Genomic DNA, 18662 nt, shown 5'->3' with positions numbered 1-18662 from the left:
TCACACCTCAATACGAACGATTTTGCGGATTGTCATCCACCCGATAAACCCGGAAACCGTACCGCTCCCCAGCAGCAGCCAACCGAGGGGGTGAGTGAGCATCGAGGAGAAATATTCGGGATTCATAAAATTCAAGAAAAAGCCCAATGCCACGGGCAGCAGCGAGATAATCCATGCGGATAACCGCCCTTGAGCGGTCAACGCGTGCAATTCTTCTTTGATGCGAACCCGCTCCTGTATCGTTTCCTGCATCGACTCCAAAATCTCCGCCAGATTACCCCCGGTAGAACGCTGAACCAACAATGCGGTCACCACCAGATCAAGGTCGGCATCCGGCAGTCGCTCCAGCAGACGTTGAAATGCTTCTTCAATCGGAACGCCATAATTGATTTCACGAATGGTCCGTTCAAATTCCGACCCCAGCGGGTCGGGCACTTCCCGACCAACCAACTGCATCGACTGAATAAAGCTGAATCCTGCTCGCATGGCCGTAGCCATTGTACCCAACGCGGGAGCCAATTGCGCTGCACAGCGCCCCAAACGTTTGTCTTTGCGCCTGTTAAGATACAAACGAGGAAGCAAGTATCCAAGCAATACCGCAGGAATCAATGCGGCTCCGCTGAACCCCAGCAGAAAAAAGGCTGCAAGAGCCACCACAGCCGTTATCAAACGAAGCGCAAAAAATTCTTCCGGTTTTAACGGCAATGCGGCTTGTTCCAATCGCGTACTCCAGCGTCGAACAAATGCTTTTCCCGCAAACTGAGTGCCAATCACTGCAATCAACCGGCGGATCATACGTGGCCCCTTTTCTTTACTCTCCACAACTTCCTCAGGTTCTTCTACTACAGCTTGCATATAAGGCAAAAACTTTTCCAATCGGGCTTCTGCCTGGGATTTCCGCTTCCTGACCAGAGTTAAGACCAGTCCACCGGACAAAGTAAAAACGATGAAAGCGAACCCAATTAATGGAATGATTCCGTTATTCATACCTACCACTCCTCGCGGAACCACTCGGATGGAAGTTCGGCACCCGCGCTTTCCAGCCTTTCTGCACAATGCGGGCGGATGCCGGTGGAAACGTATTTGCCTTGAACTTTCCCGTCGATGGTCATTCCTGTCTGCTTGAAGACAAACAGATCCTGCAAAACAATGGTATCCCCTTCCATCCCCAATACCTCGGTAATGTGGGTAATTTTTCTGCTGCCATCCTTCAAACGGGATTGTTGAATAATCAAATCAATCGCACTTGAAATTTGTTCACGAATCGCACGAACCGGCAGATCCATTCCCGCCATCAACACCATCGTCTCCAAACGGGAAAGCATGTCCCGCGGGGAGTTGGCGTGTCCGGTTGCCAAAGAGCCGTCGTGCCCGGTGTTCATCGCCTGAAGCATGTCCAGCGCTTCCGCGCTTCGGACCTCCCCGATCACAATCCTCTCAGGGCGCATTCGAAGGGAGTTGCGAACCAGATCCCGAATGGTAATAGCCCCTTTTCCCTCAATGTTGGGCGGTCGGGTCTCAAGAGACACCACGTGTTCCTGCGACAGCTGCAATTCAGCCGCATCTTCAATCGTAATGATCCGCTCATCGTTCGGAATAAACGAGGACAAAACGTTCAAAGTTGTCGTTTTCCCGGAACCGGTGCCTCCGCTGATAAAGATGTTAAGACGAGCCTTAACGCAACCGTCGAGAAATTTCCCCATTTCTTCGCTCAGTGTTCCAAAACGCACCAAGTCATCGATTTGCAGGGGTTTCTTGGAGAATTTTCGTATGGTGACAGTCGGGCCGTTCAGCGCAAGTGGCGGGATAATCGCGTTCACGCGTGACCCGTCGGGCAAACGGGCATCCACCATCGGCATACTTTCATCGATCCGTCGGCCGAGCGGGGTAACAATTTTCTCAATTACCTGCAGCACATGTTCATCATCGCGAAAAAAAGCGTCCGTTCTGATGAGATGGCCTTTTTTCTCCACGTAGATTTGATAAGGCCCGTTCACCATCACTTCCGATACGTCCGGGTCCGCCAAAAAAGGGGTAATCGGCCCATAGCCCGTCAGTTCGTTGACAACGGTGGTCAGAAGCTGGTTCTTTCCCTCGAACGTAAGCCTTTCCCTTTCTTCTTCAAAAAAAGGTTCGGCCAGTTTGGGCAGCAGCTGTTCCAGTTCATCATCCTCAAGATTCGGGTGCTTTTTTAATTCTTCCACCAGGAATTTGTGAAGACGGATCTTACTGTCAGGTTCCTTGAGCGGTTCTTTGCTTGCGGCGGAAGCTGCTTTACTTGGTACTCCCGCTTTCATCTGGGGACTAGGGACAGGTCCTGTCTCCTGTTCGCTTAGCCGTTTTAACAGTGACAAAGAGCTCCCCTCCTTATCTGGTTAGCAGCCGTGCCAGCATCGATTTCTTCGGGACTTTTTTGACAGATGCTTTGTTGGTGGATCTTTGTTGGGATTGCAGCTTCGCGGCGCAAGAGAATACACTCTTGGCTACCGCCGATCGGGGATTCGAAAGAACAAACGGAATCCCTTTATTTACAGAGGCTACCACCACTTTCCCTTCGCTGGGAATTCGGCTGTAGATCGGCATACCCAGTACATTCTCAACCGTTCCGGCTGTTATTCCATCAATTTTTGTATCACGATTTAGAACAAGTTTGATTTTGTCCTTCATTCCCAATGATTCAAGCGTCTCAATGCACAGTTTGCTGTTCTTTAATGTTGGAAGGTCAACTGAAGCAACCAACAAAATGTCGGCCGAATTATCCAACGCAACCAACCCGGTTTCAACGAGCGATGGCGGGGTGTCGATCAAGACCAAGTCATAACGGCGGCGTAATTCACCAATGATGATCCCGACATGCTCGCCTGTTACAACTTCGGCAAACTCAGGTCGCAGCGGTGCGGATAAGATTTCGACACCGGAAGAATGGCGGATCATATACCGGTCCAAATTTCCCCGGGAATGTTCATACTCTTCCTTCACCCACTCATAGATCGTCCGTTTCGGCTGAGAATCGAACAGGATTGTAATATCTCCAAACTGAAGATCCAGATCGAGCACACCCACTTTTAAGTTCGACTTGGAAAAAGCGACTGCCAGATTGACGGTTAACGTCGTTTTTCCGACACCGCCTTTTGTGCCGCAAATTGTGACCACCCGACCGTCTGCCTTAGGCGCTTCAGGTGTATCGGGCTGAATTCTCGCCATTTTTAATCGAACAGCGCTTTCCGCTTCGCGGGCAGCTTGGATCACTTCCGCCTCTTGGGAGGGCAATACGACCGCGTCAATTGCACCCGCATGCATCGCTTTTTTCAGATCGAGTTCCTCTGCTGGAACCAGAAGAACAATTGAGATATAGGGATAAGCAGCGGAAAGTTCGCGACACAGCTCATAGGCATTGTACGCGAGGGACGTTTTCAGAAAAACAACGGCTCCTTCTGAAAAGGAAAGCTGGTCTTGCAGTTCATTTGCTTCCGTATACCAGTGTACCGAATTGCCCGTACGGCTGACCGCGGAGTGAACCGTAGTGACAGATTTGACATTATCAACCAAACCGAACCAATGGAGGGTCATCGTGGGATCACCCCTTTGTTCAACTGCTCAAGTGTGATATGGGAAGGAGGAGTCCCGGCTGTATCCCCTGGCGGCCGCAGCATCAAGGAAACCGCACCCTTTTGCGCGGCAAACGCCAACGCCGAACCTTCTGACGGCAATACTTCAAGAGTTACAGTTCGATAAAGGGAACCCTTTGAGCCGTTCTCAGGCGTCGCGTTCAATTGACCCACCGCCAATACTTTTACATTCTGAAGCAGGATTTGGGCAGACGCGTTCTCTCCCTGCGGCGGCGGCACCATTACAACCACGTCCACATAGGCTCCCGGCGTGATGAACCCGGATACCCCCTGCACTTCATTGACCGCTATCGACATCGCCCGTTTTCCTTGGGCGAGAGACAGATTGGCCAACCCTCCGTCCTTTAAGCCGGTTGTCTGCCCATTGCCGGGATTCTTTTTTGAATTGTCTGCCGCTTTCTTGTCTGCATCCGATTGAGTGTCCGTATTGGACGATAGCTGCGTGTTCTTTTTCGAAAGAGTTGCGTACAGCGCTCCGGATGCCAAGATCCCAAACAGAAATGCCCATATCCAGATCGTTTTTGTTTTCATAAACTGCAGCTCACCTCAGTCTACCAGTTTGTAGCCGTATGCCCCATAGTTAGCCTGTGACGTTGAATTGGCACCGGAATACGCGGTCTGAATGAATCTTCCGATCACCTCGGCGCTGTCTTTGGAGGAGCCTACCTTTTCAAGAAAGAAGGAGGCGAATCCTACCACCTCAATCCGTTTGACTTGATTTTGGTCAATTACAACCGGCTTATAGACGGGAATCAGTACAACCAACGGACAATCTTTTGGATAATCATAATAAGTGGCGCTGCCATGGTAAGGACATCTGTCGATCCGGTCCTGCATCGCCTTTTTGGTCGGCCCGACCAGATTACCTGTCTGTGTATCCAGGATATTCCCAATCGATAATTCATTTTGAAATCCGTTTTGTAAATCTTTTTGATAATTACTGGCTCCGGGGCCGGTTAAAACAAGCGCCCCGAAATTCCCGACAGTGGCTTCACCTGCTTTCATCACGACCGGATCTCCAAAGGATAAGGACCTGGATGAATCCACACCGAGCGGGATCACCCCTGTTGCGGACGTCAAAGGACGCAATTGAACCTTTGCAGCCGCCCCCACAGGCGGGTCCGGAATTCCCACCGCACGACCAAAAATGAGCTGTTTGGTACGGACGGAGGATGCCCGAATAATCGTATTCGCGTTGTCAAATTCAATCGCCAATTCGGAAGCGGGCACGCCGTTTGCAGCCGCCGCCCGTTGGGCTTCTTGTTTCGCCAGGTCCGACCGGTTCGGAAGCTCCTGTGCTCCGGCAAGAACGGCCGCGTCCATCGCCTTTTGCAGTCTGGCTCTTTCCAGATACAAATTGCCTCCATCGATGACGAGTGCCGTCAGGCCAAAAAACACGGTCATTCCGGCTGCGACCAGAAGGATTACGGCCCCTTTTTCATTTTTTTTGAGTTGATCAAGGCAACCTAACATTCGTTTCATGTTTTATTCCACCCGCATTACGGTTTGATTTTGCAATGAATACGGATTGGGAATGAACTGTGCCATTAATGGTGTCACAATGTCGATTGAATAAGTAAGCGATATCGTAACGTAGGTGCCCCGTTTTCGACTGAGTTGATCCGGTGTGATATTGATGCCCAGCCTGGTGGTATCCAGACCGGCAGCCCCCCGCATAGCAGCGTCCTTGATCTGTACATCATCTCCACCGATACTGGCTGTTCTGGCCGCTTCCCTTCCGGCATGATCCAGCGCCAAATACGCGTGGAAAATCCGTCCGAAATCAATCATCCCAAACAGCAGCAGCACCAGTACGGTCAGACTCAACGCCATTTCGACCGTTGACTGTCCTTTCTGGGATTTCATCAAAAACCACCCCGCAAATACGCAAACAATGTGCCCAGCACGATCGCCACCCCATAAGGAAATGCGTGATGGATCTCGTTGTTGTCCAATACATCGAAAGAGGCAGCGCTTCCCCGAACAAAGACAAGTGCGTGTGCGATCCGATGCAAAGACTTGCCTAATTGCTTCCTTGCAGCCAAGATCACCAACGCAATCAGTCCACCAATCAAACAAGTATATAAAAAGGAACTGAACACAAAAGCCGCACCTTTCAGGGCCCCAATGGCAGCCATCAACTTCACGTCACCCGCCCCCATTCCGCCAAGCAGAAAAGGGATGAACAAAAGACCCAAGCCAAGCAAAAGTCCACTGCCGCTGAAAAGGAATCCATCCCATCCGGAGAGAACCGTATGATAGAGAATAGCAAACACAATGACCGGGAAGGTCATCACATTTGGAATGATGCGGCTCCGTAGATCGGTAACAAGAGAAATGAGGAGTGCTGCCGCGAGAATGAAATCGATCATTGTGTGTTCGCTCCTTTAATTCGATAAAGACAGCCCCACTTCTCTGAATAGAAAAGCGGGGCTCCTTCCGGTTCAACAACTTGTGAACCTTTCCCACGATACGGGGGTAAAATGCACTGTCGACCCGTAATTTTACAGACTTTTTACAATGTCATCGAACTTCGTTTTAATCTTGTCCCCCATCAGAGTCAGTGCAGCAATTACCACAACTGCGATTAAACCGAGAATCAGTCCGTATTCTGTCATTGCTTGTCCTTTTTCTTCACGCACAAGATTCTTTAATTGTTGAATCATAGTCCTACCTCCTGTTGAAGGTTCAGTTTCCAAACAACCTTAAATTTCCAGAATTTTTTCATTGTTAGTTGTTTGTATGGAGATTATAGTTTACACTTTAAATAACCTTCAAGTGACTTTTAGCCCGTTTATTGCAAATTAAAAATTGAGGTGTATGCGACCATGGTAATAGAAAAAGAGAATCAGCAGGTCCAAATACCTATCCAAATTGAAAAAGCTGACAAATTTGTCAGCCGGTTCACAGGATTAATGTTCCGCAAGAAATTGCCCGAAAACAAAGCCCTGCTGCTCGTTCCGTGCAAGTCCATTCATATGTTTTTCATGAGGTTTCCCATTGATGTGATGTTCTTGGATAAAAACAACCGTGTAGTAAAAATAGTAGAAAATCTCCGCCCTTGGTCTCTTGTTCCTCCGGTTCGTTCCGCTCATTCGACTCTGGAACTCCCTGTGGGCGCGATTCGGAGGCATGGGATTCAGGTGGGGGATCGGGTGGGTTTTGAAAGCCTAGCCTGACCTACGTATTTTAAAAATCGAAAAAATAATTCAACCAACGCGAAGGGCGGTGGCGTGATGATAAAATAAAGGGGGAGTGAACGGTAGTTTACGATTTGAATGGTCAGAGGCGAAAATAGAAAGCTACCGTTATGCTTGCTTGGATTTTAGTTTGAAAACTTCCCGATCCGTTTCGATCCATTTATGGGCAAGATGTTCCAGATGACCATCAACCTTGTCGAATCGCTCATTCATTTCTTTTCGTAAGAAAATCTGTTCTTCCTTGATGGCTTTAATATCCGCACTCATTTCGTCAAGGCGATACAAAATCGCATTTAGAATTTCTTTTTCAGTCATTTTCGTCCTCTCCTTTGTCCCCAATTATACCATGCTTGTCTATTCTGATAATAGGCCGTAATCGGCGGAATGCTCCAACAGGACGGTAATGCCTTGTTTGGACAATAACGTAACCGCTGAATTCACCTCGACCCTGATGATAAATCACTAAACCAATCAAACCGGGAAGTTTTCCCTCATTATGTAAACATTATACATTTATATGGCCTTATGTAAATTTGTGAGGATAAAAAGACCCCGTCCCGGGGTCACTATGTACAAAAATATATCTTATCGACTTCGCACCTCAAAAATGGCAAACTTCAAATAGTGCCCTTCCTCCACACCGTGAATCTCCGGATGGTCCTTGCCTGCCCCGCCCCAATGGACAAGACGCAAAATCTTCTTAGCATCGATCGCTGCGTCTAGTATGACTTCCTTAAAGAGCTCCGGTTTCATATGGTACGAACAGCTTGCCGTGACCAGGAAGCCGCCGTCACGGACGAGCTTCATTCCGTTTAAGTTGATATCCTTATACCCGCGGCACGCTCCTTGAACCGCCCCTTTTGTCTTGGCAAAAGCGGGCGGATCGAGGATCACTACATCCCACAGATTGCCCTCCTGAACTTGTTCCCGCAGATAATCAAATGCGTTGGCCACCACAAAATTGACCCGGTGCAAGAACCCATTCATCGTTACATTGCGTTTGGCTGTCTCGATCGCGTGTTCCGAAATATCCAAACAGGTGACTTTCTTCGCACCGTGCTTGCAAGCATTCAGCGTGAACGATCCTGTGTGGGAGAAACACTCTAGCACTTCGGCCCCGGCCCAGAACGGGTTCTTTATCACTTTCCCGCGTTTATCCATGGGTCTGAAGATCAGTTCTCCCTGTTCGTCTTCTTCCCCGGTCGGCTGCAGAGTGATTCCGTGGGTTGCCCCCCATCCGGTCATCAAGGGTGCAATGGCAGCCCGATTCTCCCGCTGATCGAAGAAAAATCCGGTCTTCTGCCCCTCGACAATGTCCACTACATAGCGCAGACCATTTTCCACGATCTCCACTTCCCGCGGTGCCTCTCCCCACACAAGGCCGGTGCGTTGCTCCAGCCCTTCCCGTTCGCGAACCGGTACATCGCTTCGTTCATAGATGCCCTTCGGTTCCAGTACCTTGATCAATGCATGAATAAGTTCGTTCCTGCGTACTTCCATGCCAAGAGACAGAATCTGAATCACAAGCACATCCGCGAACTTGTCCACCACAATTCCAGGCAGAAAATCCGCTTCTCCATAAATAACTCGGCAAGCGTTTGTATCCTCCAACAGACGGAGGCGGTACTCCCATGCGTCCCGAATGCGGCGTTCGAAGAAGGATTCGTCGATTTCCTCTGTCGGATTATAAGTTAACACCCGAACCGTAATCTGCGAATTCGGATTGATCATGCCCTTTGCCAGAAAATGGCCCGAGTGATTCACGACGTCCACAATATCTCCCGGTTGAAGAGCGCCCTCCACACGGTCAATTTCACTCTTATACACCCAGGGATGTCCCAGCTCCAACCGTTTTTTCCGATTGCGATTCAAAAACACCTTTGCCATGATTGGTTCCTCCGAAACAGCATGTCTTCTTCAGGACATGCTCGCATAGAATGTATAGATTGTATGTCATGAAAAATAGTCTACCCCACGGAGGATTGAAATGTATACATCCGTTTTGTTTCTTGCGGTTGGGCTGTCCGGTTTTCTTTGCGGAATCTGGATTCTCCGGCATGGGCTCGAACAAATGGCTATGGAAAAATTGCCCCTGATCCTGAAGCGGTTTGTGAGAACACCAACGCGGGGCTTGGTAACCGGAACTGTTGTTTCCGCGCTTATGCATAGTTCGGCTGCTGTGACCGTGATTACAATCGGATTCGTATCGGCCGGAACGATGACATTTGCCGATTCACTCGGCATTATTCTCGGTTCCAATATCGGAACCACGGTCACCACTCAAATCATTGCCTGGAATCCGGATGAGGCCATCCTCCCATGTGTGGTTCTCGGGGCATTGTTGTGGTTTGTTCTAAAGGATCAGAAAAGGTATATGGGATTGGCGATTTTCGGTTTTGGAGGTACTTTGTTCGCCCTCAATATGATGACGGACGCATTGGCACCATTGGGAAATACGGAGTGGTTTCGCGAGGTGTTGAGAACTGCCTCCCAGAATCCCATCTACGGGGTACTGGCCGGAACAGGGTTAACCGCTCTCGTCCAAAGCTCGACCGCAACCACAGCCTTAACGATTGCCATGGCCTCCCAAGGGCTGATTGATCTGCCGGGAGCGATAGCGATTGTCTTAGGCAATAATATCGGGACGTGCATTACCGCCCTTATAGCTTCTATTGGTAGTCCTTTACCGGCTAAGCGGGTAGCGATAGCCCATGTCGTGTTAAACGTGGCAGGTGTGCTTGCTTTCTTGCCAATTTTGGATACATTCGCGCAGACTGTTCGGTTGTTCAGTCCCTCTTTACCGGTCCAAGTGGCGACTGCACACACGCTGTTTAACATTCTATCGTCATTGGCTGTATGGCCATTTACACGTACTTTCGCCACATTGATCGAGTGGATGGTGCCGGGGCGGAAGTAACCACCAACGGGATTGAACATCAGGGGAACCAACCATGTTGGGTATACTTTTCAAATCCTTTTTGAGTCAGTTCTTGCAGTTCCTGAAACAGTTCGGAGTCGACCTTTTTGAAGTTGAAACATGACTTTCCCTGCATTCTCTTCTTTAGGGATTCTGACGTATTCTCCAGAAGCTCGGGGTATACATAAACCGGCATCAGATGATAGCTCACATATTCTTTACGAATTTGGACCGCCCCGAAAAACCCCTCCCCTTTCGTTCTTGGGTTACTTGAAGAATTCATTGAATATTCCCTATCATTATCGATTTTCACGATCGTGTAGGGTTCAGATTCCTTTAAGATCGATTTCAGTTCCTGGTACACTTGAGAAAAATCGTTCGTCATTTCAACTCTCCAATCTCATCACTTGAGTGTCGTAATCGGAATGTCAAAGTAACAGATCATAAAAATAGTAGATCCCAAACAGACTAACCATGCCCATAGCGGTCTTGTATGATGGAGCGGCATCACCGGGAACATCACACACCAAAGCAAAACTGACCACCCAAAATTCCATCCATTGTGATAGGATGTAATCTTCGTAAGCCAGAACAAACACTCAATTGACGCGAATACAACCACCCAAATGACAGTATAAGCGAACTGCCTCAACGCTCGTGACTTATAAGGATATCGTGAGAGAAACAGCAAGACCATGAGGGAAGTTTGTAAACTTCATAAATAAATCGCCTAATGTATGATTGGGAATGAATAGCGCCTTGTGAAAATACCAGAGTGAGTAATTGTACGTGAGAATCGTGCCAAACAAATTTACACTTATGATGAAAAGGATGGTTGGGTAATATTTCCGCCAATTTCTCCAATCCCCAAAACGCCACACTGCGAGCAGGAGTAATGCGGTTAGAACCAATACCATATATTCACCAATTTTGTATGCCATGTTCCTCCTCCAATTTTCAGAGTACTTTCAGTTCTTCACTCCTCAGATTAACCACTTATAATATCCGAATAAGGTCAAAATGAATTTGAATGATCGATTTCCTATAATTGGTATATCTTTTTAAAGGACGGGGGGCCTAAACCGCGGCTCGCATTCCTAGCAAGCTCAAAATACGCCGCAACCTGTTTTCATAGAAACAGGAGGTCATAATACATGACACAAGAAAAAGAAATTTCACCTTTTGTACGGCCACATCAAATCAACTTTATTCGAGACTGGAGGAAGCGGTCAAAGTACGCGCCCACTAAACTATCGGTCTAAGGCCGCTTTACTAGCTCTTTGTTTAAACACGGCACCTTTTCGTTTTCGATTCTTAGTATCGATCCCGCAATAAAAAAACCAGACTAGTGTTTGAATCGGTAAACCCAAACTATTGATTCGGCAACCCAGGAGGATAATAATAAGGCGGCACCTTTATCCACCCTCGTTTCCGCATTAACGCCTTAAGATTTGCACCATAGATCACGTGTTCTGTTTGAAATTCAAACCACATCATCCCCACGTCGTTTCGAACGGCTTGGATCAATCCTGTTCCACACATTGTTATCGCACTCGTTATTTTCAGTGCCACTCCGTTTGCAAGTTCCTCATCTGTTAGTTTTACCCCCGTTGGAACTGCGTTTGGTTCTGATTTTGGTTTCGATTCAGTCATTGGAGGTAGAGGAATCCCTTCTTGTTTCATGAAATTTTAAGTTGTTTAATTTGTGAGTTACACAGCTTGATTGCATCTTCAAGCATCCTCATTACTTCAGCATCTGTTGTCATATTCAATCCTGCCTCTTCAAAAACAACCGCTTCAGCCATTGCAGCCAGATGCATCCAACAAGTAAGAGCTTCTCCAATATGCAAAGGTGCTTTTGGTTCGTCATCAATCATGGATTTTAATGTATTGATTGCGGCTTCCCATAAGTTTGGCATACTTTCCCTCCTCTACATTAATTTGCTCAATGAGAGTAGAGTGTATGTATTTGATTGAATAACACCGTCACTGTTGTTGTTCGAGTCTCCTTGATTGAAAGTTGTACGGGGAGTAAAAAAATCCGCCCCTGTCAAACGACAAGGGCGGATTTTTGTTTGAAACTACAACACACCAAACTGCTCATCGCGCAAGTCGGTGATAAACATATGTCCAGGTGCATGGGTGATCATCAGTTCCGGCTTCACCTGCATCGCTACAGCCTGAGGGGTCACCCCGCACGCCCAGAAGACCGGAACTTCTCCGTCTTTGATGATAACAGGATCGCCAAAATCGGGCCGATCAATGTTTCGAATTCCGATTGCTTCAGGGTTTCCAATATGAACAGGTGCCCCATGGACTGCCGGAAAGCGTGACGTTACCTGTACTGCGCGAACTACATCTTTTTGAGGAATGGGTCGCATGCTGACCACCACTGGACCTTCGAACCTGCCCGCTTTGACACATGGAATATTTGTCTTATACATCGCCACGTTACGATCTTCTTCAATGTGTCGGACCGGAATTCCGTTGTTCAACATTGCCGACTCGAATGTAAAACTGCATCCGAGAAGAAACGCCACCATATCGTCTTCCCAGAACTTCACAATATCTGTCACTTCTTCAACCAACTCACCATGGCGGTAGATTCGATACTTCGGAAGATCGGTTCGCAAGTCAGCCCCCGGAGCAGCCAATTGCGGGATCGGAGAACCAGGCTCTGTCACGTCAAGTACCGGACAAGGCTTTGGATTGCGCTGACAGAACAAGAGAAACTCAAACGCGAGATCCTTTTTTAAAATCGCCAAATTCGCCTGTGTATAGCCATTTGCCATGCCGGACGTAGGCTTGATCAATTCATTCCGTCGGATCATAGCGCGGACTTCTTCAGGTTTCATGTTTGCAACGTTCATTTCCCTCTCCCCTTTGTAATTTGATTCAACATGATCGCTCAACTTACTTGAACAGGTTCGGTATCTGCTGGACAAGTGTTACCCAGCCCAAATAAGACATAACGGCAACAACCAGAGCCCCGAAGATCGTCAGCCACAACGGATGTTTGTAATTGCCGACAATCTTGCTCTTATAGGCAGCAATCAGCATAATACCCAGGGCAATCGGAAGAATCAAACCGTTCAAGGCCCCTACTAAAATCAGGGTTTTGACAGGACGCCCGATGAAAACGAATACGATCGTTGACACAATAATAAATCCGATAATGATCCATTTGTGGTTCTTTTCCAACTTTTCGCTGAAGGTTCGGATAAACGATACTGACGTATAAGCAGCCCCGACAACAGATGTGATCGCTGCCGCCCACATAACAACTCCAAATAACTTAAAGCCGATATCGCCTGCTGCCAGTTTGAATACAGACGCCGGCGGATTTTTCGGATCCAAAGACAGCCCGGCAGCTACCACACCAAAAGCGGCTAAGAACAATACGGTTCGCATAATAGCGGTGATCAAAATACCTGATACGGAGCTTCTCGTAACTTGCGGCAGGGCATCCGGACCTTTAATTCCGGCATCCAACAAACGATGACCGCCTGCAAAAGTAATATATCCGCCTACAGTACCACCGACTAATGTGACAATCGCCATGAAAAACGCTGCCCTGTCTTTTTCTGCTACCACAGGAGAAAAAGTTCTGATTACCGCCTCTCCTACAGGGGGTGCAGATTTAATTGCCACAAACAAGGTAAGACCGATCATTAGAAAACCCAGAATCTGAGTAAAACGGTCCATCGCCCTGCCTGCTTCTTTGGACAGGAAAATCCCAATTGCAATAATCGCACTTGCAATCGCACCAGTCTTTGGGTCAATGCCAAACAACACCTCAAATCCAAGACCCGCACCTGCTATGTTGCCGATGTTAAATGCAATGCCGCCTATAACGATCAATAAGGCCAGGAAATAACCAAGTCCCGGGAACACCAAGTTGGCAATGTCTTGCGCCCGTTTCTCCGAAACTGCAATGATCCGCCAAATGTTCATCTGGGCACCGATATCAAGAAGAATGGACGCCAGGATTACAAATCCAAAGCTTGCGGCAAACTGTGACGTAAATACGGAGGTCTGAGTCAAGAAGCCAGGCCCGATTGCCGAGGTGGCCATGAGAAACGCGGCTCCGAGCAGCAGACTCCAGTTCAATTTCTTTTCCAATGGAAACTTCTCCTTTCAAATTTTTCAGTCTGTTTTTATCTATGTCCAACCGCCTGAACGTTCACTCCTGAAGCTGTAAGGAGCTCCCGTATTTGACGGGCAAACACCAAGGCATGGGGGCCATCGCCGTGGATACAAACGGTATCAGCCTTGATGGCAACCTCTGTTTTTTGTTGAGATAGCACTTTTCCTTCTTTGACCATACGAACCACCTGTTGAACCGCTTTGTCGTGGTCGGTGATCAAAGCGTCCGGTTGACGGCGTGAAGTCAAAGAGCCGTCCTGCTGATAAGTTCGGTCAGCGAATACTTCGTTTGCTGTCCGAAGTCCGATTGATTCGCCCGCTTTCACCAATTCGCTTCCGGAGAGCCCGAACAGGATGAGTTCCGGATCGACTTTATAAACCGCTTCCGCAATTGCTTTTGACAATTCAGGACTTTTCGCAGCCATATTATACAAAGCACCGTGCGGTTTTACATGCTGCATGGTTCCGCCTTCCGCCTTGACAAATGCGTATAAAGCTCCGATCTGATAGACAACCATGTCATATGCTTCTTGCGGGGAGATGTCCATATTCCGCCGTCCGAAACCAACCAAATCGGGAAGTCCTGGATGGACTCCGATGCCAACCCCTTTTGCAAGGGCGAGTTTGACTGTCTTGCGCATCGTTGTCGGATCCCCTGCATGAAAACCGCATGCGATGTTCGCCGATGTAACAAAACTGAGAATCTCCTCATCGGTTCCCATCTTGTAAGCACCAAAACTTTCTCCCATGTCACAGTTCAAATCCACTCGGAACATAACGATTCCTCCAGAATTTTATTAAAGAAAACTTGGCATTCGCCAAGTCTTAGACTTGTGAATGCCTTAGCTGCCCTTATGTCGATAGGACAAAATTTATAATTTCCTATCGACCAAGTTTCGCCTTACACTTTTAACGCAACGCCTTGTTTCAACATGTGAATTTCCATTTCCCGAACCCGATACAGGTCTTGCGCTTCTTCAAGAGACACCTCTTGAAACCGAATCTTCTCGCCGGGCTTTACCTGTGCAATGACCGGAAGATCGACACTGGCAACCTGGGCAATTTTCGGATATCCGCCTGTTGTCTGACGATCCGCGAGCAGTATGATCGGATTCCCCGCGGGCGGTACCTGCACCGTTCCGGCCGACACCGCTTCCGAGATGAGTTCCATCGGTTCGGATAATGATAATTGCGGGCCTGCCAGCCGGTATCCCATTCGATCCGATTGCGGGGTGACCTGAAATTCCTGTGAGAAAAATTGCTCCCTGCTGTCCAACGTAAAGCGGTTAAATTGGCCGCCCGGCAGTACACGAACTACAGGATTCTTCCTGTAAGCCGAAAGGATGTCGCAGCTTACAGACCACTCACTAACCAAAAACGATTGGGTTCCCGCTGCTTCAGAAAACTGTCGCATCCTTCTGTTAGCCTGCTCGGAAGGTGTCCGCAGATTCAGAACATCCCCGTCTTTCAAGGCTCGTCCCTGAAAACCGCCAATCCCGGCACGCAGATAAGTGCTGCGGCTCCCCATAACTTGCGGGATGTCAAACCCTCCAGCCACTGTCAGATACGCTCGACACCCCGACACAGGTGCTCCAAATTGCACGACACTTCCCTGTTTCACAAATACGGGACGCCATCCGGGAATCTTATGTCCATCGATCGTCGGGGACAAATCTCCACCGCATATTGCAATCAATGTATCTGCCTCAAACAGAAGTGATGGCCCCATCATCGTAATTTCAAGAGCACCTTCTCCCTCTTCGTTACCAACCAACAGATTCCCGACACGAAGAGCGAAGGGATCCATGGCACCGCTCACAATGACCCCGTGTTTTTGCATTCCGAATCTGCCAAGATCTTGAATGGAAGTCAGCAGTCCTGCCCGGAGGACCTTTATACTCATTGCGCATCCTCCTTCCAAGCATCGTATTCCTCTCGGGATATCGGTCGAAACCGAACAATATCTCCCGCCTGCAGCAAACTCGGAGGATTCTCGTTAGGTCGAAAAAGGGCCAGCGGTGTCCGGCCAATCAACTGCCATCCACCCGGGGTTCCAATCGGATACACTCCGGTTTGTGAACCGGCAATTCCAACTGTACCGGCGGGAATGGAAAGACGGGGAGACTCGCGCCTCGGTGCCGCAATGCGTTCAGACATTCCGCCCAAATAGGGAAACCCGGGAGCAAACCCGATCATATACACCAAGTACTCACCGTTTGAATGGATGTCAATCACTTCATCCGGTGTAAGCCCGTTATGTTCCGCCACAAACTCCAGATCCGGACCGAACTCTCCCCCGTAACATACAGGAATCTCAACTGCTCTCGGTTCGGCATCTAGCGTATCCCCGAGTTCTGAAACGATTTCTTCCAGCACGGAACAAATCACTTTATAAGACGTCCTCAAAGGATCATAAAACACCGTAACGGTTGTAAACGCGGGGACATACTCTACCATCCCTGGGATCGGATGTTGATCCAGATACGCTGCCAAGGTTTTCACTTTGCGGTGTGTCTCGAGATGAATCGTTTGGCCTAATTGAACGATCACAGCAGAATCTCCAAGCGGGATCAGTTCAACATATGATACGCTCGGCACCCTCTCACCCCCATTTAGTTTTGTGCCAGGTCAGCCGCCAACGATTCCTTCAGGCCTGTCCATCCTAGTTTGTGCGAAATTTCATTGGCTGCACCCTGCACCTTTTTGATCAGGACCGGTAAGCGATCTTCTTGAAAACGAGCCTCCGGGCCCACAATACTCAGACCGGCGACAACCTGTCCCTGATGATTAAAGATGGGTGCCCCAACCGCAGATGTAGAGTTATGGAGTTCAGAATGACTAACGGAATATCCTGTCTTTCTCGACTCTGACAATACGGTCCGTAACCGGTCAGGATCCGTAATCGTGCCGGAACCAATCGGCTTAAGTTCAACCTCATTCAAATATTTATCCTGTTCAAAATCAGGCAAAAAAGCCAACAGTATTCGTGGACACGCCCCTGCATACATGGGCGCTCTTCGGCCAATTGCGGTATATACCCGGACAGGCTGGTTGGTATCCACTTTCTCGATATAGATGGCTTCATGACCGTCCCGAACAATTAAATTCACCGCTTCCCCGATCTCGTCCCGAAGACGCGTCATAACCGGAAGTGCCACTTGACGAATATCCAACCGCTCCGCCACAAGTTGTCCAAACTGGAGGAACAGCAATCCAAGCGAGTATTTACCCTCTTCGTCCTTCGTAAGGAATCCCATCTCTTCCAGTGAGCCAATCATTCGATGGACAGAAGTCTTTGGAATTTTTGATAACTCGGCCATTTCTTGCAGACTCAACCGCTCATTTGTGAGAAACAGATTCAGAAGTTCCATCGATTTGACAACCGTCTTGTTTTTATGCTGCACCGGGTCGCCCTCCCTACAGTGGATACATTTCGAGAAACTTCGTATTGACATCTCCTTTACAAAAGGCAGGATGACGGAGCACCTTCAGATGGAAAGGAATTGTTGTTTTGATTCCTTCAATCTGAAACTCAAGAAGCGCTCTCTCCATCCGGGCAATTGCTTCCATGCGGGTAGGAGCCCAGACAATTAACTTCGCAATCATCGAATCGTAAAATGGGGTAACCTTGTAACCGTTGTAGGCTGCAGAGTCAACACGGACCCCAAAACCGCCAGGCGGAAGGTACTTTGTGATTGTTCCGGGACAAGGCATAAAATTCTTGTCCGGGTCTTCAGCGTTTATGCGACATTCGATCGCCCAACCGTTGAGTTCGAGATCTTCTTGCGTAAAAGACAGCTTCTCTCCTGCTGCTACTCGAATCTGTTCCTGAACCAAGTCGATTCCGGTAATCATTTCCGTAACCGGATGTTCAACTTGAATCCGTGTGTTCATTTCCATGAAGTAATAATTTCCGTGCTTATCGAGCAGAAATTCAACCGTACCGGCTCCCGAATAATTCACTGCAAGAGCAGCTGCAACTGCTGATTCTCCCATTTGCTTCCTAAGCTCCGGGGTTAGAGCAGGGGAAGGAGCTTCTTCAATCAACTTTTGATGTCTGCGCTGAATGGAGCAGTCCCTTTCTCCCAGATAGACCGCATTTCCGTGCTTGTCAGCCATGACCTGAATTTCTACATGGCGTGGTTCTTCCACAAACTTCTCGAGGTAAACACCTGAGTTACCAAATGCGGTCTCAGCTTCAACTTGAGCCATCTGAATCGATTTTTCCAATTCCTCGGGATTGGAGGCAACGCGCATTCCTTTACCACCGCCTCCGGCAGTCGCTTTTACAATAACGGGATATCCGATTTCCTTGGCAACTTGCAGTGCTTTTTCAATATCCTCTATTAACCCGTCTATTCCGGGAACACAAGGAACATTGGCGTTTTTCATTGTCTCTTTCGCAACCGATTTGTCTCCCATTTTCTCAATTGCTACCACACTCGGACCGATAAAGGTGATGCCGCAAGCTTCAACGATCTCAGCGAAAGCAGCATTTTCTGCAAGGAACCCGTAACCGGGATGAATCGCTTCGGCTCCTGAAGCAGTGGCTGCGGACATAATATTAGGGATATTGAGGTAGCTCTTCGTGCTTGCAGTAGGGCCCACACAATATGCTTCGTCCGCGAGCTTAACGTGTAAAGAGTCTCGATCCGGTTCTGAAAATATTGCCACCGTCTGAATCCCCAGCTCTTTACAAGCCCGGATCACTCGGACAGCAATCTCTCCTCGATTTGCAATCAATATTTTCTTAAACACTTGGCCGCCCCT

At 48.5% G+C, this 18662-nt stretch carries 23 protein-coding genes; 2 read left to right on the top strand and 21 right to left on the bottom strand.

Annotated elements, in window-relative coordinates; all coding sequences use genetic code 11:
- The 8 genes from ACFO8Q_RS11205 to ACFO8Q_RS11170 all read right to left on the bottom strand — a co-directional run bounded on the left by ACFO8Q_RS11205 (nt 1) and on the right by ACFO8Q_RS11170 (nt 6295).
- A complete protein-coding gene (locus tag ACFO8Q_RS11205) occupies nt 1-987 on the bottom strand; it encodes a type II secretion system F family protein (protein ID WP_380025861.1) in 987 nt (328 codons plus the stop codon).
- Nucleotides 988-989: 2 nt separating this feature from the next.
- Nucleotides 990-2354: a CpaF family protein gene (locus ACFO8Q_RS11200; protein ID WP_380025860.1), complete on the bottom strand. Its 1365-nt coding sequence runs from the start codon at nt 2352-2354 to the stop codon at nt 990-992.
- A 13-nt stretch (nt 2355-2367) separates the two neighbouring features.
- Nucleotides 2368-3570 (bottom strand): AAA family ATPase, encoded by a 1203-nt coding sequence (locus ACFO8Q_RS11195; RefSeq protein WP_380025859.1) that lies wholly within the window; start codon nt 3568-3570, stop codon nt 2368-2370.
- Nucleotides 3567-4160, bottom strand: coding sequence for a Flp pilus assembly protein CpaB (gene cpaB / locus ACFO8Q_RS11190; protein WP_380025858.1), 594 nt, complete (start codon nt 4158-4160; stop codon nt 3567-3569). The genes ACFO8Q_RS11195 and cpaB overlap by 4 nt, the downstream gene beginning before the upstream one ends.
- A 15-nt stretch (nt 4161-4175) precedes the next feature.
- Nucleotides 4176-5111: a TadE/TadG family type IV pilus assembly protein gene (locus ACFO8Q_RS11185; RefSeq protein WP_380025857.1), complete on the bottom strand. Its 936-nt coding sequence runs from the start codon at nt 5109-5111 to the stop codon at nt 4176-4178.
- Between the two features lie 3 nt (nt 5112-5114).
- On the bottom strand, nt 5115-5495 hold the full coding sequence (locus tag ACFO8Q_RS11180) for a TadE/TadG family type IV pilus assembly protein (protein WP_380025856.1): 381 nt from the start codon (nt 5493-5495) through the stop codon (nt 5115-5117).
- On the bottom strand, nt 5495-6001 hold the full coding sequence (locus ACFO8Q_RS11175; RefSeq protein ID WP_380025855.1) for an A24 family peptidase: 507 nt from the start codon (nt 5999-6001) through the stop codon (nt 5495-5497). Before ACFO8Q_RS11175 ends, ACFO8Q_RS11180 begins: the two co-directional genes overlap by 1 nt.
- Nucleotides 6002-6133: 132 nt before the next feature.
- Nucleotides 6134-6295: a Flp family type IVb pilin gene (locus tag ACFO8Q_RS11170; protein WP_380025854.1), complete on the bottom strand. Its 162-nt coding sequence runs from the start codon at nt 6293-6295 to the stop codon at nt 6134-6136.
- A 162-nt stretch (nt 6296-6457) separates the two neighbouring features.
- Here ACFO8Q_RS11170 and ACFO8Q_RS11165 point away from each other — a divergent pair, with 162 nt between their 5' ends.
- The gene (locus ACFO8Q_RS11165) at nt 6458-6808 is read left to right on the top strand and encodes a DUF192 domain-containing protein (RefSeq protein WP_380025853.1); all 351 of its coding nucleotides are present in this window, start codon (nt 6458-6460) and stop codon (nt 6806-6808) included.
- A 129-nt stretch (nt 6809-6937) separates the two neighbouring features.
- On the opposite strand, the gene ACFO8Q_RS11160 is transcribed toward ACFO8Q_RS11165, so the two are convergent.
- Entirely contained in the window at nt 6938-7144 is a 207-nt protein-coding gene (locus tag ACFO8Q_RS11160; protein WP_380025852.1) for a hypothetical protein, read from the bottom strand.
- 270 nt (nt 7145-7414) lie between these two features.
- Nucleotides 7415-8716 carry a class I SAM-dependent rRNA methyltransferase gene (locus ACFO8Q_RS11155; RefSeq protein WP_380025851.1) on the bottom strand — a complete coding sequence of 434 codons (1302 nt, stop codon included), beginning with the start codon at nt 8714-8716 and terminating at the stop codon, nt 7415-7417.
- A gap of 100 nt (nt 8717-8816) precedes the next feature.
- Between ACFO8Q_RS11155 and ACFO8Q_RS11150 the strand changes: the two genes are divergently transcribed.
- Entirely contained in the window at nt 8817-9746 is a 930-nt protein-coding gene (locus ACFO8Q_RS11150; protein ID WP_380025850.1) for a Na/Pi cotransporter family protein, read from the top strand.
- 19 nt (nt 9747-9765) lie between these two features.
- Here ACFO8Q_RS11150 and ACFO8Q_RS11145 read toward each other — a convergent pair whose 3' ends face one another.
- The 11 genes from ACFO8Q_RS11145 to accC form a co-directional block, all read right to left on the bottom strand.
- On the bottom strand, nt 9766-10131 hold the full coding sequence (locus ACFO8Q_RS11145; RefSeq protein WP_380025849.1) for a hypothetical protein: 366 nt from the start codon (nt 10129-10131) through the stop codon (nt 9766-9768).
- 277 nt (nt 10132-10408) lie between these two features.
- Complete coding sequence (locus ACFO8Q_RS11140; protein WP_380025848.1) at nt 10409-10687, bottom strand: hypothetical protein; 279 nt, start codon at nt 10685-10687, stop codon at nt 10409-10411.
- 430 nt (nt 10688-11117) lie between these two features.
- Nucleotides 11118-11399 (bottom strand): DUF3231 family protein, encoded by a 282-nt coding sequence (locus tag ACFO8Q_RS11135; protein ID WP_380025847.1) that lies wholly within the window; start codon nt 11397-11399, stop codon nt 11118-11120.
- Nucleotides 11400-11425: 26 nt separating this feature from the next.
- A complete protein-coding gene (locus tag ACFO8Q_RS11130) occupies nt 11426-11665 on the bottom strand; it encodes a hypothetical protein (protein WP_380025846.1) in 240 nt (79 codons plus the stop codon).
- A gap of 162 nt (nt 11666-11827) precedes the next feature.
- A complete protein-coding gene (locus ACFO8Q_RS11125; protein ID WP_380025845.1) occupies nt 11828-12616 on the bottom strand; it encodes a putative hydro-lyase in 789 nt (262 codons plus the stop codon).
- Between the two features lie 43 nt (nt 12617-12659).
- Nucleotides 12660-13820, bottom strand: coding sequence for an NRAMP family divalent metal transporter (locus ACFO8Q_RS11120; protein WP_380025897.1), 1161 nt, complete (start codon nt 13818-13820; stop codon nt 12660-12662).
- Nucleotides 13821-13903: 83 nt separating this feature from the next.
- Entirely contained in the window at nt 13904-14668 is a 765-nt protein-coding gene (pxpA, locus tag ACFO8Q_RS11115) for a 5-oxoprolinase subunit PxpA (protein ID WP_380025844.1), read from the bottom strand.
- A 125-nt stretch (nt 14669-14793) separates the two neighbouring features.
- Nucleotides 14794-15795 (bottom strand): 5-oxoprolinase subunit C family protein, encoded by a 1002-nt coding sequence (locus ACFO8Q_RS11110; RefSeq protein ID WP_380025842.1) that lies wholly within the window; start codon nt 15793-15795, stop codon nt 14794-14796.
- Nucleotides 15792-16490 (bottom strand): 5-oxoprolinase subunit PxpB, encoded by a 699-nt coding sequence (gene pxpB / locus ACFO8Q_RS11105; protein ID WP_380025841.1) that lies wholly within the window; start codon nt 16488-16490, stop codon nt 15792-15794. Before pxpB ends, ACFO8Q_RS11110 begins: the two co-directional genes overlap by 4 nt.
- A 14-nt stretch (nt 16491-16504) precedes the next feature.
- The gene (locus ACFO8Q_RS11100) at nt 16505-17296 is read right to left on the bottom strand and encodes an IclR family transcriptional regulator (protein ID WP_380025840.1); all 792 of its coding nucleotides are present in this window, start codon (nt 17294-17296) and stop codon (nt 16505-16507) included.
- Nucleotides 17297-17309: 13 nt separating this feature from the next.
- Nucleotides 17310-18650, bottom strand: coding sequence for an acetyl-CoA carboxylase biotin carboxylase subunit (gene accC, locus ACFO8Q_RS11095; RefSeq protein ID WP_380025839.1), 1341 nt, complete (start codon nt 18648-18650; stop codon nt 17310-17312).
- Between the last annotated feature and the right edge of the window lie 12 nt (nt 18651-18662).

It is taken from the genome of Effusibacillus consociatus (assembly GCF_042652925.1).
GTDB lineage: Bacteria > Bacillota > Bacilli > Tumebacillales > Effusibacillaceae > Effusibacillus > Effusibacillus consociatus.
Note: the sequence above shows the minus strand (reverse complement) of the source record. Positions and strands in the feature narration are given on the sequence as shown.

Bases quoted from the DNA above. Each gene is read 5' to 3' on its own strand.
- ACFO8Q_RS11205 (WP_380025861.1), bottom strand. From the start codon at position 987: ATGAATAACGGAATCATTCCATTAATTGGGTTCGCTTTCATCGTTTTT.
- ACFO8Q_RS11195 (WP_380025859.1), bottom strand. From the start codon at position 3,570: ATGACCCTCCATTGGTTCGGTTTGGTTGATAATGTCAAATCTGTCACT.
- cpaB (WP_380025858.1), bottom strand. From the start codon at position 4,160: ATGAAAACAAAAACGATCTGGATATGGGCATTTCTGTTTGGGATCTTG.
- ACFO8Q_RS11185 (WP_380025857.1), bottom strand. From the start codon at position 5,111: ATGAAACGAATGTTAGGTTGCCTTGATCAACTCAAAAAAAATGAAAAA.
- ACFO8Q_RS11180 (WP_380025856.1), bottom strand. From the start codon at position 5,495: ATGAAATCCCAGAAAGGACAGTCAACGGTCGAAATGGCGTTGAGTCTG.
- ACFO8Q_RS11175 (WP_380025855.1), bottom strand. From the start codon at position 6,001: ATGATCGATTTCATTCTCGCGGCAGCACTCCTCATTTCTCTTGTTACC.
- ACFO8Q_RS11170 (WP_380025854.1), bottom strand. From the start codon at position 6,295: ATGATTCAACAATTAAAGAATCTTGTGCGTGAAGAAAAAGGACAAGCA.
- ACFO8Q_RS11165 (WP_380025853.1), top strand. From the start codon at position 6,458: ATGGTAATAGAAAAAGAGAATCAGCAGGTCCAAATACCTATCCAAATT.
- ACFO8Q_RS11160 (WP_380025852.1), bottom strand. From the start codon at position 7,144: ATGACTGAAAAAGAAATTCTAAATGCGATTTTGTATCGCCTTGACGAA.
- ACFO8Q_RS11155 (WP_380025851.1), bottom strand. From the start codon at position 8,716: ATGGCAAAGGTGTTTTTGAATCGCAATCGGAAAAAACGGTTGGAGCTG.
- ACFO8Q_RS11150 (WP_380025850.1), top strand. From the start codon at position 8,817: ATGTATACATCCGTTTTGTTTCTTGCGGTTGGGCTGTCCGGTTTTCTT.
- ACFO8Q_RS11145 (WP_380025849.1), bottom strand. From the start codon at position 10,131: ATGACGAACGATTTTTCTCAAGTGTACCAGGAACTGAAATCGATCTTA.
- ACFO8Q_RS11140 (WP_380025848.1), bottom strand. From the start codon at position 10,687: ATGGCATACAAAATTGGTGAATATATGGTATTGGTTCTAACCGCATTA.
- ACFO8Q_RS11135 (WP_380025847.1), bottom strand. From the start codon at position 11,399: ATGACTGAATCGAAACCAAAATCAGAACCAAACGCAGTTCCAACGGGG.
- ACFO8Q_RS11130 (WP_380025846.1), bottom strand. From the start codon at position 11,665: ATGCCAAACTTATGGGAAGCCGCAATCAATACATTAAAATCCATGATT.
- ACFO8Q_RS11125 (WP_380025845.1), bottom strand. From the start codon at position 12,616: ATGAACGTTGCAAACATGAAACCTGAAGAAGTCCGCGCTATGATCCGA.
- ACFO8Q_RS11120 (WP_380025897.1), bottom strand. From the start codon at position 13,820: ATGGCCACCTCGGCAATCGGGCCTGGCTTCTTGACTCAGACCTCCGTA.
- pxpA (WP_380025844.1), bottom strand. From the start codon at position 14,668: ATGTTCCGAGTGGATTTGAACTGTGACATGGGAGAAAGTTTTGGTGCT.
- ACFO8Q_RS11110 (WP_380025842.1), bottom strand. From the start codon at position 15,795: ATGAGTATAAAGGTCCTCCGGGCAGGACTGCTGACTTCCATTCAAGAT.